The sequence below is a fragment of the Robiginitalea sp. genome (assembly GCF_982776155.1).
Genome location: NZ_CEXZKX010000001.1, coordinates 709773 through 725775 on the forward strand (window position 1 = coordinate 709773; position 16003 = coordinate 725775).

Annotated in this window: 13 protein-coding genes; 4 read left to right on the forward strand and 9 right to left on the reverse strand. The window is 55.5% G+C overall.

Features of this window, described 5'->3' with window-relative positions; all coding sequences use genetic code 11:
• Positions 1 to 16: 16 nt before the first annotated feature.
• Positions 17 to 904 (reverse strand): hypothetical protein, encoded by an 888-nt coding sequence (locus tag AC3DKS_RS02975; RefSeq protein WP_015755087.1) that lies wholly within the window; start codon positions 902 to 904, stop codon positions 17 to 19.
• 162 nt (positions 905 to 1066) lie between these two features.
• Between AC3DKS_RS02975 and AC3DKS_RS02980 the strand changes: the two genes are divergently transcribed.
• The 3 genes from AC3DKS_RS02980 (at position 1067) to AC3DKS_RS02990 (ending at position 4813) form a co-directional block, all read left to right on the forward strand.
• Complete coding sequence (locus AC3DKS_RS02980) at positions 1067 to 1903, forward strand: MBL fold metallo-hydrolase (RefSeq protein ID WP_015755089.1); 837 nt, start codon at positions 1067 to 1069, stop codon at positions 1901 to 1903.
• Positions 1904 to 2027: 124 nt separating this feature from the next.
• Positions 2028 to 3422, forward strand: coding sequence for a M16 family metallopeptidase (locus AC3DKS_RS02985; RefSeq protein WP_272607381.1), 1395 nt, complete (start codon positions 2028 to 2030; stop codon positions 3420 to 3422).
• A 2-nt stretch (positions 3423 to 3424) separates the two neighbouring features.
• The gene (locus AC3DKS_RS02990; protein ID WP_272607382.1) at positions 3425 to 4813 is read left to right on the forward strand and encodes a M16 family metallopeptidase; all 1389 of its coding nucleotides are present in this window, start codon (positions 3425 to 3427) and stop codon (positions 4811 to 4813) included.
• A gap of 50 nt (positions 4814 to 4863) precedes the next feature.
• Here the strand turns inward: AC3DKS_RS02990 and ettA are convergent, their stop codons facing one another.
• From ettA to AC3DKS_RS03005, 3 genes are all read right to left on the reverse strand, one after another.
• On the reverse strand, positions 4864 to 6558 hold the full coding sequence (gene ettA / locus AC3DKS_RS02995; protein ID WP_015755092.1) for an energy-dependent translational throttle protein EttA: 1695 nt from the start codon (positions 6556 to 6558) through the stop codon (positions 4864 to 4866).
• Positions 6559 to 6627: 69 nt separating this feature from the next.
• Positions 6628 to 6807 carry a CAL67264 family membrane protein gene (locus AC3DKS_RS03000; protein WP_015755093.1) on the reverse strand — a complete coding sequence of 60 codons (180 nt, stop codon included), beginning with the start codon at positions 6805 to 6807 and terminating at the stop codon, positions 6628 to 6630.
• A 102-nt stretch (positions 6808 to 6909) separates the two neighbouring features.
• On the reverse strand, positions 6910 to 7890 hold the full coding sequence (locus AC3DKS_RS03005) for a Gfo/Idh/MocA family protein (RefSeq protein WP_015755094.1): 981 nt from the start codon (positions 7888 to 7890) through the stop codon (positions 6910 to 6912).
• A gap of 82 nt (positions 7891 to 7972) precedes the next feature.
• On the opposite strand from AC3DKS_RS03005, the gene AC3DKS_RS03010 reads away from it, so the two are divergent.
• Entirely contained in the window at positions 7973 to 9601 is a 1629-nt protein-coding gene (locus AC3DKS_RS03010) for an acyl-CoA carboxylase subunit beta (protein WP_015755095.1), read from the forward strand.
• A gap of 96 nt (positions 9602 to 9697) precedes the next feature.
• On the opposite strand, the gene AC3DKS_RS03015 is transcribed toward AC3DKS_RS03010, so the two are convergent.
• From AC3DKS_RS03015 to AC3DKS_RS03035, 5 genes are all read right to left on the reverse strand, one after another.
• Complete coding sequence (locus tag AC3DKS_RS03015) at positions 9698 to 11407, reverse strand: DUF2135 domain-containing protein (RefSeq protein ID WP_041327227.1); 1710 nt, start codon at positions 11405 to 11407, stop codon at positions 9698 to 9700.
• 157 nt (positions 11408 to 11564) lie between these two features.
• The gene (locus AC3DKS_RS03020; RefSeq protein WP_015755097.1) at positions 11565 to 12917 is read right to left on the reverse strand and encodes a M24 family metallopeptidase; all 1353 of its coding nucleotides are present in this window, start codon (positions 12915 to 12917) and stop codon (positions 11565 to 11567) included.
• A 25-nt stretch (positions 12918 to 12942) separates the two neighbouring features.
• Positions 12943 to 14031 (reverse strand): AMP-binding protein, encoded by a 1089-nt coding sequence (locus AC3DKS_RS03025; RefSeq protein WP_272607383.1) that lies wholly within the window; start codon positions 14029 to 14031, stop codon positions 12943 to 12945.
• On the reverse strand, positions 14028 to 14960 hold the full coding sequence (locus tag AC3DKS_RS03030) for a CPBP family intramembrane glutamic endopeptidase (RefSeq protein ID WP_015755099.1): 933 nt from the start codon (positions 14958 to 14960) through the stop codon (positions 14028 to 14030). The genes AC3DKS_RS03025 and AC3DKS_RS03030 overlap by 4 nt, the downstream gene beginning before the upstream one ends.
• Positions 14951 to 16000 carry an o-succinylbenzoate synthase gene (locus AC3DKS_RS03035; RefSeq protein WP_272607384.1) on the reverse strand — a complete coding sequence of 350 codons (1050 nt, stop codon included), beginning with the start codon at positions 15998 to 16000 and terminating at the stop codon, positions 14951 to 14953. The genes AC3DKS_RS03030 and AC3DKS_RS03035 overlap by 10 nt, the downstream gene beginning before the upstream one ends.
• Positions 16001 to 16003 lie beyond the last annotated feature (3 nt).

Here is a 16003-nt window from a genome sequence, read left to right on the forward strand (position 1 = left end):
AAGTGAATCGTGTGTATTACTTCAGCTCGAACTTGTTCGTGCCGAGGAGTGTTAAGCGATCGTCGTATACATTCACCATGTAGTTGCCTTCGGCGAATTCACCGGAGTAGTTGCTCACGTAGTCACATACGTCCAGCGCGCTGTTCTCGTAGTAGAAATTCGTGGCTTTCGTATAGGTGATGGTAGGGCCGTCTTCCACAGAGGTGGTATTGCTGCCTCCCATTACGTTCCCCTGGGGGTCCAGCACCTCGATGTAGAATTCCCGGTCACCGGCTTCGGCAATGACGTTGTCGGCAACGGTAAAGCAAACCTTGATCTTGTCCGTACGGCGCGCACGGGAAGTGGAAGCCAGGTTGCCGTTGTTCCGCTCGCGGACGGCGTCTACGGAGAACTGGGTCAGGTTCAGGGCAGAGCCGCGCTCAACAGCATCCGCCAGCTGCGTATTCTGAACAACCAGGGAATCGTTGAATACCGTCTGCTTCTCCAGCTCGGTAAACGTGCTGTCGCGCTGCATGGCAATCAATGTGTTGGACTCGCGCAGGGAGTCTACCTGGCGGAGCAGCTCTTCGCGCTCCTGCTTCAGGATGGATACCTGGCGACGGTAGCGGGAAAGTGTTGACAGGTCGGCCTTCATTGCCTTAACGCTGTCGATGTATTTGGCGATATTGTCCCGGGCGGCAACCAGTTCCTCATTGGTGGCGTTGCTTTCCAGAATCGCCTTGTCGTATTCGGACTTCAGGCTGTTCAGGTCTTCTACTACCAGCTCTTTCTCCTGGGTCAGTACGGCCTCATTCTTTTTTTTCTCCTGGTAAAGGCTGACCGTGTAAATAATCGTCCCGAGCAGGATGACTCCCAACAGACCGGCAATTACCTTCAATCCATTATTGTTTTTTGTCTCTGACATAGTGATAAAAATTAATTTCTTCGTTTTTGGTTTTTTGTTTGTACCACTCTATATACGACCCAGGGCCCGGTCTTAGATTTCTCAAAAGCCTAAAATCCGTGCTTTTTTTCGCTCAGCCCCCTGAATACCGTATCTTTAAGGAAAGAAAAAATCAAGATTTTTATGAAAATAAATCAAAATACCCGGCTGCACCGCCTGATCGTACCCGCCTTGCCATTGCTCGCGGTCCTGATTCTTTTCACTGCCTGCAAGGAGGATAAGAAAGCAGATACGCCCCCGGACACTCAGGCAGAATCCGCGGAGCCCGGAACAACTGAAGCGTCCGCGGACTTACCCGTCGTACATCCTGTTTCCCATGCCACTGCCGTCCTGGAATGGGACGGTACCACCATTTATATCGACCCGGTTGGCGATGCCGCCCGCTTTACCGGTTACGACGCCCCGGACATTGTCCTGGTAACGGATATCCACGGCGACCACTTCAGTTCCGGGACCCTCGAGGCCCTGCCCCTTGAAGATGCCCGGCTGATTGTCCCGCAAGCCGTCGCCGAACAAATGCAGGATGCCCTGGCCGCCCAGGCGGAAATCCTACCGAACGGCTCTGAACTGGAGGCCTCCGGGATCCGCATCACCGCCATCCCCATGTACAACCTTCGGGAAGAGGCATTGGATTTCCATACAAAAGGGCGGGGCAACGGATACATTCTGGAGAAAAACGGTACGCGCGTGTACTTTTCAGGGGATACCGAGGACATCCCGGAAATGCGCTCCCTGAAGGGGATCGATATGGCATTTGTCTGTATGAACCTTCCCTATACGATGCCCGTGGAAAGTGCCGCCAACGCGGTTTTGGCATTTGCACCCGAACGGGTCTACCCCTACCACTACCGGGGCAACCCGGATGTCAGCGATACCGGGAAGTTTCGGGAGCTCGTGGAAGCCGGCAACCCCGAAATCGAGGTAGTCCAACTCGACTGGTACCCGGGGGAGGATTATTGAATTCGGGGCTGTTGGGCAGCCAGTCCTTAGAAATAGAATTGCCTGATGTAACAATTAATCGATTCCTACGTCTAATTCACCGGGCTCCCCGGCCCGGTACTCCAATTGAATAAATTTCCGATTTATGAAAATTTCCTTTCTGAGGCATACGCTACTGGGCCTGGGCGCCCTGCTGCTGGTTGCCTGCGCGGGTGAAACCGAAAAGCCGGCTACTGCCTCCGAATTCTCTGTGCCCGTAACCTATTACCAACTGGACAACGGCCTGAAAGTCATCCTCTCGCGGGATACCACGGCCCCGACAGTGATAGTTGCGGTCTACTACAACATTGGTTTCCGCATCGAACCAAAGGACCGGACGGGTTTTGCCCATTTATTTGAACACATGATGTTCCAGGGTTCAGAAAACCTCGGAAAAATGGAGTTTATCAAACTCGTCCAACAGAACGGCGGGGTCCTCAATGGGTCCACGCGATTCGATTTCACGAACTATTTTGAAATCGTCCCGTCCCACAAACTCGAAACCATGCTATGGGCCGAAGCCGACCGGATGCGGGGCCTGGATATTACACAGGAAAACCTGTCCAACCAGCAGGGGGTGGTGAAAAATGAAGTGAAGGTCAATGTGCTCAACCAACCCTACGGGGGGTTCCCCTGGCTCGATATGCCCCAGTATGCCAACGAAAACTGGTATAATGCCCATAACTTCTACGGCGACCTGGAGGACCTGGATGCCGCCAACCTGGAAGATGTCCAAAGTTTTTTCAATACCTACTACTCCCCCAACAATGCGGCCCTTGCCGTGGTAGGCGATTTTGAGGAGGCCGAAGCCCGTGCCTGGATTGAGCAGTATTTCGGGGACATCCCGTCGGCGGAGATTCCGCCGCAACCGGATATTTCGGAACCCCGTCAGGAGGAAGAAAAGTCTTTTGTCAAAAACGACTCCCTCGCAAACAAGCCCGCCCTGGCCGTGGCCTATCACATGCCTGAACGCAACTCGCCGGAATATTATGCCATGGGGCTCCTGGACCAGATACTCGTGCAGGGGGACAACGGCCTGCTGGTTCAGAAACTTGAAAATGAAAAAGGCTTTACCTCCAATGTCAGCGGGGGGATCAACTATCTGGGCAATATGTTTAATTATAAAGGCCCCATGCTCTGGATGTACGACCTGACCTATGACAACGACACCAGCCAGGAAGAAGTCCTGGCAGCCATCGAAGAAGTCATGTCGGGGCTGAAGGACCGCCTGACCCAGGAAATGCTCGACCAGGCGATCGTAAAGATCCGTTCGCAGCTCTACGACAACCTGGGGGGCTCCTTTGGGCTCGGAAGGGCCGATTTGCTTTGCAGTTTCGCGCTTTTTGACGACAATCCCGGCCGGATCAACTCCCTGGAGGATGAATTCCGGAATATCGACCTGGAAACCGTCCGCAAAACCGTAGATGAGTACCTGAGGCCAGGCAACCGGACTGTTTTGGTAACCAACCCGCTCCTGGCAGCAAATGAAAAAACCGAATAACGATGAAAAATTCCCTGTTGAACCTGATTGCGCTGCTCCTGCCGTTGGTATTTCTCACCGGCCAGGAAAAACAGCAGCCCCCAAAGGGAGGAACCCCTAAAAATTTCAGCCTCCCCGAGAAAGAGACGATTGCCTTTGACAACGGCCTGGAACTGGTACTTATCCCGTACGGGTCCATCCCCAAAGCGAATATCCAGGTCTCCGTAAAGACGGGGAATATCCATGAAGGGCCCGACCAAATCTGGCTCAGCGACCTGATGGCCGACCTGATGGAAGAAGGAAGCACCTCGCGTAATGCCAGGCAGATCGCGGATGAGATGGCCGGAATGGGCGGCAACCTGAATATTGGGGTAGGCGCCCACCACACCACCCTGTCTGCTTCCGTTCTCTATGAATTTGCCCCGGACGCCATCGAAGTCCTGGCGGATGTCCTCCGGCAACCCAGCTGGCCGGAAGGGGAGCTCGATCGACTCAAGGGCGATATGAAACGCAACCTGGCGGTTCAACTATCCCGACCCCGTTCCCAGGCCTACCGGGATTTTATGGCGAGTATTTACCCGGACCATGCCTATGGCCGGGTATTCCCGACGGAAGAGATGATCGATTCCTATACTGTTGCGGACATCCGGGCTTTTTACGAGGCCCAGGTGGGTGCCCGGCGCACCACCGTCTATGTGGCCGGGAACTTCGATGCTGAAGCAGTCAGGGAAGCCGTCCGGAATGCACTCGCGGATTGGCGTGAAGGCCCCGAAGAATTTTATCCGGTGGCCGAAGCTGCGCCGGCTGAAGTCGTAAAGATCATTGACCGCCCCGGGGCGCCGCAGTCTACCATTTATTACGGATTACCCGTGCCGGACCCGTCCCAGGAAGACTTCCTTGCACTGGATGTCACGAATTCCATTCTCGGCGGCTCTTTTGCGTCGAGGATCACCAGCAATATCCGGGAGGACAAGGGGTACACGTACTCCCCCACGAGCATCTATGACACGAACTACAAAACGGCCCTGTGGTACGAACGGGCCGATGTAACCACGGAGCATACCGGCGCTTCAATAGCCGAAATCAAGAAAGAAATCTCCAGACTGCAGGAAGAGCCTCCCACCCCCGAGGAACTCGAAGGCATCATCAACTATGAATCCGGGATCTTCGTCCTTCAGAATTCGAGCCCATCCGGGATCATCGGCCAACTCGTATTTTTGGACACCCATGAACTGGACGAATCCTTTTTGGAGAACAAGGTGGCCAATATGCACGCGGTTACCCCGGAAAAGATCATGGAACTCACCCGGAAATACATCCGGCTGGAGAATATGACCCTGATCGTCGTGGGCGATAAGGCAAAAGTCGAGAGTCAGCTCCAGGAGACAGTAGAACTCCCGCTGAAACAGTAATCCCGCCAGGGCGGTTAGTCCCGGACGAGCGGTTAGACCCGGGAAAGCGGTTAGTCCCGGACGAGTTTCTTGTATTTGATGCGCTTGGGAATGCTGTCGGCCCCCAGTCGTTTTTTGCGATTTTCTTCGTAATCCGAGAAGGAGCCCTCAAAAAAGTAGACCTGTGAATTCCCTTCAAATGCCAGGATATGGGTGCAAATCCTGTCGAGGAACCAGCGGTCGTGTGAAATGACTACTGCACATCCGGCAAAATTGTCGAGGCCTTCCTCCAGGGCACGTAGCGTGTTGACATCCAGGTCGTTGGTGGGCTCGTCCAGCAGGAGTACGTTGCCCTCTTCTTTCAGGGTCATCGCCAAGTGAAGCCGGTTGCGTTCGCCACCGGAGAGCATGCTGACCTTTTTATTTTGTTCGCTCCCGGAAAAATTAAAGCGGCTCAGGTAGGCCCTTGAATTGACCTGCCGCCCCCCCATATTGATCAGCTCCTGGGAATCGCTGAAATTCTGCCAAATGGTTTTATCCGGGTCGATGTCCGCATGGCTCTGGTCCACGTAGGCGATCTTAACAGTCTCCCCTACCTCAAAATTCCCCTTATCGGGGGTTTCTTCGCCCATGATCATCCGGAAAATCGTCGTTTTACCAGCCCCGTTCGGGCCAATCACCCCGACAATTCCCGCCTGGGGCAACCGGAAATTCAGGTCTTCATAGAGCAGTTTATCCCCATACGCCTTGCTCACTCCTTTTGCCTCGATGACCTGGGTGCCCAGGCGCGGGCCGTTCGGGATGTAGATTTCCAGTTTTTCGTCCAGTTGTTTCTGGTCCTGGCTGAGGAGCTTGTCGTAGTTGTTCAGACGGGCCTTCTGTTTGGCCTGGCGGCCCTTGGGACTCTGGCGCACCCATTCCAATTCGCGCTCCAGGGTTTTCTGGCGCTTGCTCGCCTGCTTCTGTTCCTGGGCAAGGCGCTTGGCCTTCTGCTCCAGCCAGCTGGAATAATTCCCTTTCCAGGGAATTCCCTCTCCCCGGTCCAGTTCCAGGATCCAACCGGCCACGTTGTCCAGAAAATACCGGTCGTGGGTAACCGCGATAACCGTTCCCTTGTACTGGGCCAGGTGATGTTCCAGCCAATGTACGGATTCAGCATCCAGGTGGTTTGTGGGCTCGTCCAGCAGGAGCACGTCGGGCTCTTGCAGCAGCAGGCGGCACAATGCCACGCGACGGCGTTCCCCGCCGGAAAGGACGCCGATCTTTTTATCCGGCTCCGGCGTGCGGAGCGCATCCATGGCCAATTCCAGTTTCGAATCGAGTTCCCAGGCCCCCGCTGCGTCTATCTGGTCCTGCAGCTTGGCCTGTTTGTCCATGAGCTGTTGCATCTTATCCGCATCTTCATACACCTCGGGCAGCCCGAACATATCGTTAATCTTATTGTACTCGTCCAGGATACGTACGGTTTCCGCGGCTCCTTCCCGGACTACCTCCAGGACAGTCTTGTCGTCGTCCAGATGGGGTTCCTGTTCCAGGTAGCCCACGGTATAGCCCGGGGAGAAAACCACATTCCCCTGGTAATTTGAATCCTCCCCGGCGATAATGCGCAACAAGGTGGATTTCCCTGAACCGTTCAGGCCGAGGATGCCGATTTTTGCCCCATAGAAGAAACTCAGGTAGATATCCTTGAGTACCGGGGTATTCGCGTTTTTATAGGTTTTGGTCACTCCAGACATGGAGAAAATGACCTTTTTGTCGTCAGACATAGTGTTTTACTGTTTTTCAGGATGATTCAATACGGGTCCGGATGCCGACCCCTGCGCAATGGCCAGGGGCTAAACCCGTCCTTTCAGGGCATTGAAAACCCAGGCAATCGCAAAAAATCCAATGCCCACTGAAGCAAATCCCCATCCGGCTATTTCATCGTACCGGAATGCCCCGAGGGCGATGAGCCCAAGCCCTACAATGATCATAATAACCGTTGCCCAGGCCAGTACTGTGTTCTTATCTTTCATATGGTTCCATGCTAGTTTGGTGAGTCTCCAAATATCGGGATTTTTTAAAAGAAACCCGAAGGCCTCCGGGCCGTTTTCTGTCGCTATCGGCCGGCCGCGGCTCTATTCCCCGGGAAACCGGATTCCACACTCTTTGCGAATCCGGTCCAGGAGCCCGTGCAGCTCCAGGCTATTTTCCAGCGACCAGCGACTGCTCTCCAGCTCGCCGGCCAGCAAACAGCTGTGGACCTCTTCGATTTCATGGGTGTACCCCTTCCCTTTGGTCGGCAGTTCAACGCCGGAAATTTCGCCTTCCCGGTCGATTTCGAACCCATCGGTTTCATGCCAGCGCGGCTCTATATACAGCGATGCCTTTTCGCAGGAAATTTCGGCCCGCATCTCGGAACGGGAACTCAACCCGCTGTACAGGAGTGCAATGGCCTGCGGGTATTCAAACAACAATCCGATCTGCTTCTCCACCCCCGTATCGTGGAAGTGCGATACGGCTTTGAACCCCGTGGGCAACCCCAGGAACCAATACGCCAGGAAAACCGGGTAAATTCCGATATCCAGCAAGGACCCCCCGGCCAGTTCCGGGTTTAGCAGGCGGCCTTTTGGGTCCCGGTCCAGGGCGGCAAAGGCAAAGTCTGCCTTCAGGTAGGCCGGTTTCCCGATTTCCCCGCTCCCCACCAACCGGGCGGCTTCAACGAGTGCCGGGTTGAAGCGGCTCCAGAGGGCCTCCATCAAAAATACACCCTGTTCCCGCGCCGCATCCACAAGTTCGCGCACCTGGGCCTGGTTGATGCCCATGGGCTTTTCACAGAGGACGTTTTTACCGGCCCGGATCATCTGCAGGCTGTGTTCTAAGTGGAATGTGTGAGGCGTGGCGATGTAGACAATATCTACGTCCGGGTCCCCCCCGAGTTCGGCATAACTCCCATACGACTTTTCTGCACCGAATTCCCTGGCAAAATCGGCTGCCCGTTCTGCGTTTCGGGATGCCACAGCGGTTAAACGCCCGCCTTCGACAAGTGCCAGGTCTCGGGCAAAACTACCGGCGATCTTTCCGGGGCCGAGGATCCCCCAGCGGATGGGTTTTTGCATGCTGTCAGATTTTGGTTCTTCCCAAATGTAATGATAAAATCATGCGTATCTTTAGGCCGCCACCGAAGAACCCGGCACCCTTATGGATGAAAAATTCAACAAAAACGAAGACCAGAACCGATTGAAGCTCTCCGAATTGCGTAAACGCTATGCCCGTATCCGCAAAGGCGGTGGCGACAAGCGGATCGAAAAGCTCCATGCAGATGGCAAGATGACCGCCCGCGAACGGATTGAGTACCTGTTGGACAACCCGGAAGAGGCCATTGAAATTGGTGCCTTTGCAGGCTACAACATGTACGAGGAATACGGCGGCTGCCCCAGCGGCGGGGTGGTTGTGAAAATTGGCAAGGTGGCCGGCAGGCTTTGCGTGGTGGTAGCCAATGACGCCACAGTCAAGGCGGGAGCCTGGTTTCCCATCACCGGGAAGAAGAACCTGCGGGCCCAGGAAATCGCCATCGAGAACCGGTTACCCATTATCTATCTGGTGGACAGTGCTGGCGTCTTCCTCCCCATGCAGGACGAAATCTTCCCGGACAAGGAACATTTTGGGCGCATCTTCCGGAACAACGCGGTGATGAGCAGCCTGGGTATCCCGCAAGTGGCCGCGGTTATGGGCAGTTGTGTGGCCGGGGGGGCGTACCTCCCGATCATGAGCGACGAGGCGCTCATCGTGGAGAAAACCGGCAGCATTTTCCTGGCCGGCAGCTACCTGGTTAAAGCGGCCATCGGGGAGACCGTCGACAACGAGACCCTCGGCGGTGCCACCACGCACTGCGAGATCAGCGGGGTAACGGACTACAAGGCCAAGGACGATAAGGATGCCCTGGACCGCATCCGTAAAGTATTCGATAAAATGGGCAGCCGGGATTCGGCCGGGTTTGACCGGGCTGAGCCGAAAAAACCGGCCGAGGACCCACAGACCCTGCATGGGGTATTACCGGCATCCCGCTCGGAACCCTACGACATGGTCGAAATTATCCGGCGGCTTACGGACGGATCGGAATTTGAACAGTACAAGGAAGGTTTTGGAAAATCGCTGTTGTGCGGCTATGCGCGGATTGACGGCTGGGCGGTTGGTATTGTCGCCAACCAACGCAAGGTGACCAAAACTGCCAAGGGAGAAATGCGTATTGGCGGCGTCATCTACTCGGATTCGGCAGACAAGGCTACGCGTTTTATCGCCAATTGCAACCAAAAACGGATCCCGCTCGTTTTCCTGCAGGATGTCACCGGTTTCATGGTGGGCAGCAAGAGCGAACACGGGGGTATTATCAAGGACGGTGCAAAAATGGTCAATGCCGTGAGTAATTCCGTCGTGCCCAAATTCACCGTCATTATCGGAAATAGCTACGGGGCCGGGAATTACGCCATGTGCGGGAAGGCCTATGACCCGCGCCTGATCGTTTCCTGGCCGGGGGCCGAACTCGCCGTAATGAGCGGGAACAGCGCCGCCAAGGTGTTGTTGCAGATTGAAACGGCCGCCCTGAAGAAAAAAGGGGAAACCATCACCCCGGAGAAAGAAAAAGAACTGTTCGAAAAAATAAAAAAGCGATACGACGAACAGATATCTCCTTACTACGCGGCAGCCCGTCTCTGGACGGACGCCATCATCGACCCGGCCGATACGCGTCACTGGATCAGCACCGGCATCGAAGCGGCCAACCACGCCCCTATTGAGCGCGATTTTAACATGGGGGTGTTGCAGGTCTGACGGTAAGCTGCATCCATACTGCCTCCCTGCCTGCCCCGTAATTGAAAATGGCCGGAAGACAATGCTTCCTGCCCAGGCCTGCGCATGGAAACGACGCTACTGCACCCCGGGATTGTTAATGGTCAGCAATTCCTGGCTGGCGCCTTTGAGGAACAGCTTGTGGGTATCCACGCGCTTCTGCTGCTTGCTCGTTCCAAATTGCGTATAGGTAGTTACCTTCAGGTAGCTGGGCGTCAGGCTTTTGTTGCCCAGGTAGGTAACATTGACCTGCCAGGGGCCGGGCGTGGATGGGTCGATTACGTACTCGGCCGTTGAATACCCGCTGATCTTTTCGTCCTCGATCCGGCTTGAATTATCCGCATAGGTGTGCTTCCAGTCATAAGCCGCCCCATTCGGGTTGATGAATTGCAATTCAAACTCCGCCTCGCTGTTGTTCCATTCAAAAACCAGGCGCGTGGCACCTTCCAGGTACGGATCTGTCGTCACCTGCCGCATATCCGTGCCCAGGTCCTCCCCTTCCATCTGGAACAGGTTGTCGCTATCGTGCTGCTGAATCAGCCAGAAGTCGTCCGAGCCAATCAAAAAGCCCTCGTAGAGCAGGTACTGGTACCGGCCAAAAAGCGCTGCTGCCTTGGCGTATTGCCCTGCATCCCGGTAAGCGTTCGCCATATCCAGGTAGGATTGACTATACTCGGGCCGCAGGATAAAGATCTCCTTGTAGAGTTCCCGGGCCTTCATCTCCCGTCCCTGGTCCTGGTAAAGGTAGGCCAGCGCCTTCAGTACAACGGCGTTTCCTGCCAGGCGGAAATTGTTATCCTCAATAATCCGGTCTGCAAACTCCCGGTCCGAGCGCTCCGAATAAAAGTGCTCATAGGCATCCAGGTAGAAATAAGGCGAAGCCGAATACTTCCGGGCATACTGTCGGTATACAGCCTGGGCTTCTTCCGTGGAATTTGCCGCCCGCAGTTCTTGCAGGTAGGTAGGGGCGTTCTCGGCGAGTTGCCCGGCCGAAAGCGATTTCTTGGTTGTGGCAGTGGTGATTCCCGGTATTTTATCCTGGGCTTTATAACTGACATTTGCCGTGTTGATCACAATGACCCCTCCTGCTGCCACGCTCCCGTAGCGGACAGCCATGGATCGGTTGTAAAATATGGCCATGCGTTCAATCAGGTTGATATCCAACCAGCCCGGGGCGGATGTATAGATCATTCCATCCACGTCAAATATTGCCGGGACCTGTCGAAATATCGAACTCTGAGCCCTGAGGAATACGCGTCCCTCATCGGGTTTGGAGCATGTGCCCTGAACCGTGATATTGGCAAACCGGTTGCGCAGGAAATCCAGCAGGCAAACGCCAATCGGGTTGATCTGGTCGCCGGTTAGCATGCGAACGCGGCCTGCCGTGGCATCCGGTTCAATAAAGCCGAAAGCAGTCTGGAATATGCGTTCGTTACCGGGATATTCCTGCTGCAATTCCGCCTGGGATTTCAGGCGTTTGGTCATGGTTACCTCCTCGAGTTCCGTATAATCGGGAACCATTACCAGGTTCAGGAAGCGCGTAACGTCTTCCACCAGGATGCGGATATCCTTCATCCCCGTATAGGTATAAAGGAGCACGTCGCCCGGTGCCGCCTCCACCTCGTAGCGGCCTTCGGAATTAGTAAAAACAGGGTTAGATTCCCCTTCGATGACTACACGGACGTCCTGAAGGGATTCGGATCCGTCTGTTATTTTACCTTTAATCAGCCGGTCTTCCTGGGCCATCACCAGCGCCGGCAGGCAAAGCAATACAAACAATAATCTCATAACTTTTTCTTTTAGCAATTTTTACCCCATAAATTATGCCGAGGCTTTCTTAAAGTTACGAAATAATTGTCAAGTCAGGCATGTTACCTACCATACCACCCATCCGGGTTGAAACCTGGTTGTCAACGTGTTTCCTGATCCCGGATTGCCCTATCGGTCAATTCCCAAGCTCAGGCCGGTGCGCGCCAATCAGGTGCAGTCGGGTCTGCCTGCCGTCCGGGTACACGAAGCCGTCACTGCCGTAAAAGCCGGGTTCCTCAAGCATGACCCGGATATCCCGGCCCCATTCCGGCAGGGTGACCGTGGTATTCAATTCGATGGCGTAGGCCGTGTTTTTATGCAACACGTGTTTGGTTCCGTCCGCCCCGCTGACACCCTCCTGGGCATCCCACATGCCGATAGTGGTCCCTGCCGAATGACCATAGGTGCCCAGCGGATGTGTATAGATGGCGGGCCGAAGCCCTTCGTCACGGCCCGCTTTCAGGGACCGTGCAAGAATCTCATTCCCGGTGCGGCCCGCCTGCATATTCCCGGTGAGGATATCCTGTACCCGGTTCCCGTCGGCCAGGGCCTTTTCCAGGAATTCCGGCGCCTGGGTTTCGCCCGGTCGCAAGACATAGGCCAGCTGCTGGCAATCCGTGTTGAGACGCAGGTAGTTGATTCCAAAGTCGCAATGCAACAGGTCGCCCGGCTGGATAACCTGTTGTTCCGGACGGTCCGAAAAGGAATACAGGTGGCCGCGCAACTCGCTGGCCGACCTCTGGATATCGACGGTAGGGTGGAACCAGGTATCCAGGCCCAGGTCCGTTACGCGCTGGCGCATCCACCACTCCACCTCGGAGGTGGTAGTCCGGCCCGGGGTGATCACCGCATCGGAAAAAGCTTCCGCGATAATATTATGCGTAATCCGCACCAGGTGGGCATAGATGGGCATTTCTTCCGGGATGCGCGTTTCGATCCATCCCACGGCCAGGTCCTCAGCTGATACCACCCGGTCCCGGTATTTCCGGGGAAGATACTCCATGAATGCATCGTAATCCGTCTTATCCAGGCCATCCGCTATATTGTGGTCCTCTGAAAAATTCAGGCCGATGGTCTCCGGGTCGCGCTCCCGGATCAATTCCATCAGCCGCAGCCACTGGTCCGGTTGTTGTTCCTTGTCCCAGGCAGACTGGATGCTCTTTCCGATATTGTAGCGTGCAACTGCCAGACGATCCATATCGCCCGATTCGGGGTCCCGGTAGAACAACAGGATGGTCCGCCTCCGGGCACTGAGCCAGGTAGCGGGCAGGAACGTCTTTAAAACCGGGTCCTCGTTGTATTCCCGTGAAATCAGCACCCACATGTCGATGCCGCTCTGCTCCATGAGTTCGGGCAGGAGGGAATCCAGCCGGCGTTCCAGGAGTTCGTCTACCACCGCTGCCCGTTCGGATTCGGGCAGGACGGCCTGGGTACGGGCCCCGGTTATCGAGGCGATGAGCAGAACAAAGGTCAGTAAGGAGTTCTTCATAGTGTTCGTTGGGTTATCAGGGTATTCAGGATTCAGATTTCAGGTTTTCACTGGCCGATCGGTCGATTTTGCCCGTCCCCGTCTGGGCAAATTTTTCAACAGTGTATATTTCCCTTGGGATTTCGTATTCGGTGAATTTCCCGGAAGCCTTGATACGGTCCAGGAGTTCTCCGGTATCGTGCTGGCCTTCCACATACAGGACAAGCCGCTCCCCGAGACGTTCATCCGGTTCGCCGGCAACAAAATACCGGCAGCTGAGAACGGCAGACAATCGGTTCTCGAGTTGTTCGGCAATGAGTTTCACCCCGCCGGAATTGATCACGTGGTCCCAGCGGCCCAGCCAGCGCAGGCTGTCGTCCCCCTCAAGGGATACGAGGTCGTTGGTGACTACCGGTTTTTCAAACCGATCTTCGGAAGCAATTACCAGACATCCCCGGTCGTCAAGACTAAAGGAGATGCCCTCCAGGGCCCTGTAGGGGGGTAATTCCTCTTCGGGATTCGTTCCCGGCGGTATGGGTTTCAGTTTGCGCAAGGCCACATGACTCCCCGTTTCGGTCATGCCATAGGTTTCCCAGATTTCCGTGCCTTGCCGCGGCAGTATTTCGAGCAGGGAGGCAGGGACGGGGGCCCCGCCCACAATCAGCTTGTCAATCCGGTCCAGTTTACTCAGTGAAGCCCGCAGTTGCAGGGGCACCATGGCCGTAAAATCGAAACGGCCCGAGACGTCGGCAAGCGGGTCCGAAGAAGGTGCCACGGGCACGATGTCCCAGCCAAGGACCAGGGCGCGGATCAGCATCATTTTCCCGGCAATCGTAGAAAAGGGGAGGCAACACAGGGCCCGGGTGCCCGCCGGCAAGCCCAGGAATTCTCCCGTTTGCCCCGCTCCCGCTACCAGGGCGGATTTCGCCAGGCGGATCGGTTTGGGGGGACCCGTGGATCCCGAGGTATGCTGTACGATGTACGGGGCATCTGAGACCCAATCCATCAAAAAGTCCCCCAGGTCTTTTTCAAAGGGTTCCCCTTCCTTGACCAGGCTGTACGCTACTTCCTTCAGGTCTGAATATTCAAATGACTGACCTTCGAGTTGAAAACGCGGGTGGTAAGCTTCCTTCATCTGTCGTTTTTTTCAAATTCGGCGCGGGCTTCCGCTTCGCTGAGGACCGGTCCGGTCAGGCGGCTGCGCCAGTTCTTCCATCCATATTTACGGGCAAATATCCAAAGTAACAAGGGAAATACCACGAAAACGGGCACATAGGCCTCCCAGCCCAGGGAAGGGTCGGAAATATCCAGGTAGAGGGAGTCTGTCTGGAAGGCCGTCCAGTCTGCCGTTACCAGGAGTGCTGTTATCAGATTATTGGCCGCATGGAAGCCGAGCGCCAGTTCTAGGCCTTCATCCATCAGGGTAATGATCCCCAGGAAAAACCCTGTCCCGATATAGTACACCAGGGCACCATAGCCTAACTTCTCTACTTCGGGGTTTGCGATATGCAGCAACCCAAACAACAGGCTGGTCACCACCAGGGGAACCCAGCGATTCCGGGCGATAATCCCAAGCCCCTGTAACATGTGGCCGCGAAACAGGTATTCCTCAAAGCTCGTCTGAAGCGGAATCAGCAGAATGGCGATCACCGCGAGCTTCCAAAAGGCTTCCCATCTGAAATTCCACTGGTAGTCGTCGGGGGAAAGGGCCACGTCCAGCAACGTTACCCCGACGGTTATCCCGCCCCAGATCAGGAAGGCAAAAAGCACCCGTTTCCAGTCGATCCGCTTGCGGGACGTGGTCAGGGAACGGATGGATTGGGGGTGGACCCATTTCGTCCAGGCGAGAACGAGCAGCAGACCAAAGGCTAGGAAGGCCAGGTTCATGGCAAAAAACGTGTTCTTCCCAATGGCATCGATCATTTGCTGATAGGCCTCCTCGACGCTGATGGTGGAGTTGATGACGGTGAGGTAATTGACCACCATCAGGCCGACAAAACCGGCCGGGATAAAAAAATATTTCCAGCGGCCCAAATTGCCGCGGTAACCCTGTTCTATGTACATATGGATTTTAATAAAGGAATATTCCAGTCCTTCCCGGCCCGATACCAAAGCTGGCCTTCGGCCGTTTCCAACGGACTGTCGAAATTATTTGAAAACAAGGAGCCCGTACCCAGCCCCTGAGGCATTTCCGTTTTTTGGGTGGCGGTCCACTGGGCAATGGCATTCAGCCCGATATTGCTCTCCAGGGCACTGGTCGCCCACCAGCCGATACCGCGTTCCCCGGCCAGGCCAATCCACTCCTCGCAAGCGGCATACCCTCCCAACAGGCTCGGCTTCAGAATGATATATTCCGGGCGTATTGCGTCCAGGAGCCGGCTGCGCTCGGCCGTGCTGAAATGGCCGATCAACTCCTCGTCCAGGGCCACGGGCAAAGGGCTCTCCCGGCATATCCGCGCCATGTCATCCCACTGATCCTGCCGTATGGGTTGTTCGATGGAATGCAACTCCAGTGCTGCGAGTTGTCCCAGTTTGTCCAGGGCTTCCCCGGGGGCAAAGGCGCCGTTCGCATCTACGCGGATCTCCAGCTCGTCCGGTTGAAACTTGTGGCGAATCCTGCTGAGGAGATTTAGTTCCGTAGTGAAATCCAGGGCGCCTATTTTGAGTTTCAGACACCGGTATCCGGAGGCGATTTTTTCCCGGATCTGGGCCTCCATGAATTCCGGGTCCCCCATCCAGATCAGTCCGTTGATCGGGATCGGTTCCCCTTTGAGGAAAGGCGAGTCAAACAGGTGTAAGGGGAAGGGTGCCCTGAGCGATCGAAAGGCCTGCTCCAGCCCGAATACCAGGCTCGGCCATTCCGCGAGGTCTTCCCGAAGGCTTTCCAGGCCCCGGTGGACGTTTTGGCAGGCCCAGTCCAGGCGGTTTTCAAAGCCGGGCCGGTCGTCGGCGCTCAGGCCCCTGAAAAGCCCGCATTCGCCAATCCCCCAGGCTTCCCCATCCTGGAGCAGGATAAACCAGGTTTCCTTTTTGGTAAGCACCCCGCGGGAGGTGCCTCCCGGCCGGATGAAGTCCAGCGTGTATTTCGTATGGGATGCCTTCATGGA

Bases quoted from the DNA above. Each gene is read 5' to 3' on its own strand.
- AC3DKS_RS02975 (WP_015755087.1), bottom strand. From the start codon at position 904: ATGTCAGAGACAAAAAACAATAATGGATTGAAGGTAATTGCCGGTCTG.
- AC3DKS_RS02980 (WP_015755089.1), top strand. From the start codon at position 1,067: ATGAAAATAAATCAAAATACCCGGCTGCACCGCCTGATCGTACCCGCC.
- AC3DKS_RS02985 (WP_272607381.1), top strand. From the start codon at position 2,028: ATGAAAATTTCCTTTCTGAGGCATACGCTACTGGGCCTGGGCGCCCTG.
- AC3DKS_RS02990 (WP_272607382.1), top strand. From the start codon at position 3,425: ATGAAAAATTCCCTGTTGAACCTGATTGCGCTGCTCCTGCCGTTGGTA.
- ettA (WP_015755092.1), bottom strand. From the start codon at position 6,558: ATGTCTGACGACAAAAAGGTCATTTTCTCCATGTCTGGAGTGACCAAA.
- AC3DKS_RS03000 (WP_015755093.1), bottom strand. From the start codon at position 6,807: ATGAAAGATAAGAACACAGTACTGGCCTGGGCAACGGTTATTATGATC.
- AC3DKS_RS03005 (WP_015755094.1), bottom strand. From the start codon at position 7,890: ATGCAAAAACCCATCCGCTGGGGGATCCTCGGCCCCGGAAAGATCGCC.
- AC3DKS_RS03010 (WP_015755095.1), top strand. From the start codon at position 7,973: ATGGATGAAAAATTCAACAAAAACGAAGACCAGAACCGATTGAAGCTC.
- AC3DKS_RS03015 (WP_041327227.1), bottom strand. From the start codon at position 11,407: ATGAGATTATTGTTTGTATTGCTTTGCCTGCCGGCGCTGGTGATGGCC.
- AC3DKS_RS03020 (WP_015755097.1), bottom strand. From the start codon at position 12,917: ATGAAGAACTCCTTACTGACCTTTGTTCTGCTCATCGCCTCGATAACC.
- AC3DKS_RS03025 (WP_272607383.1), bottom strand. From the start codon at position 14,031: ATGAAGGAAGCTTACCACCCGCGTTTTCAACTCGAAGGTCAGTCATTT.
- AC3DKS_RS03030 (WP_015755099.1), bottom strand. From the start codon at position 14,960: ATGTACATAGAACAGGGTTACCGCGGCAATTTGGGCCGCTGGAAATAT.
- AC3DKS_RS03035 (WP_272607384.1), bottom strand. From the start codon at position 16,000: ATGAAGGCATCCCATACGAAATACACGCTGGACTTCATCCGGCCGGGA.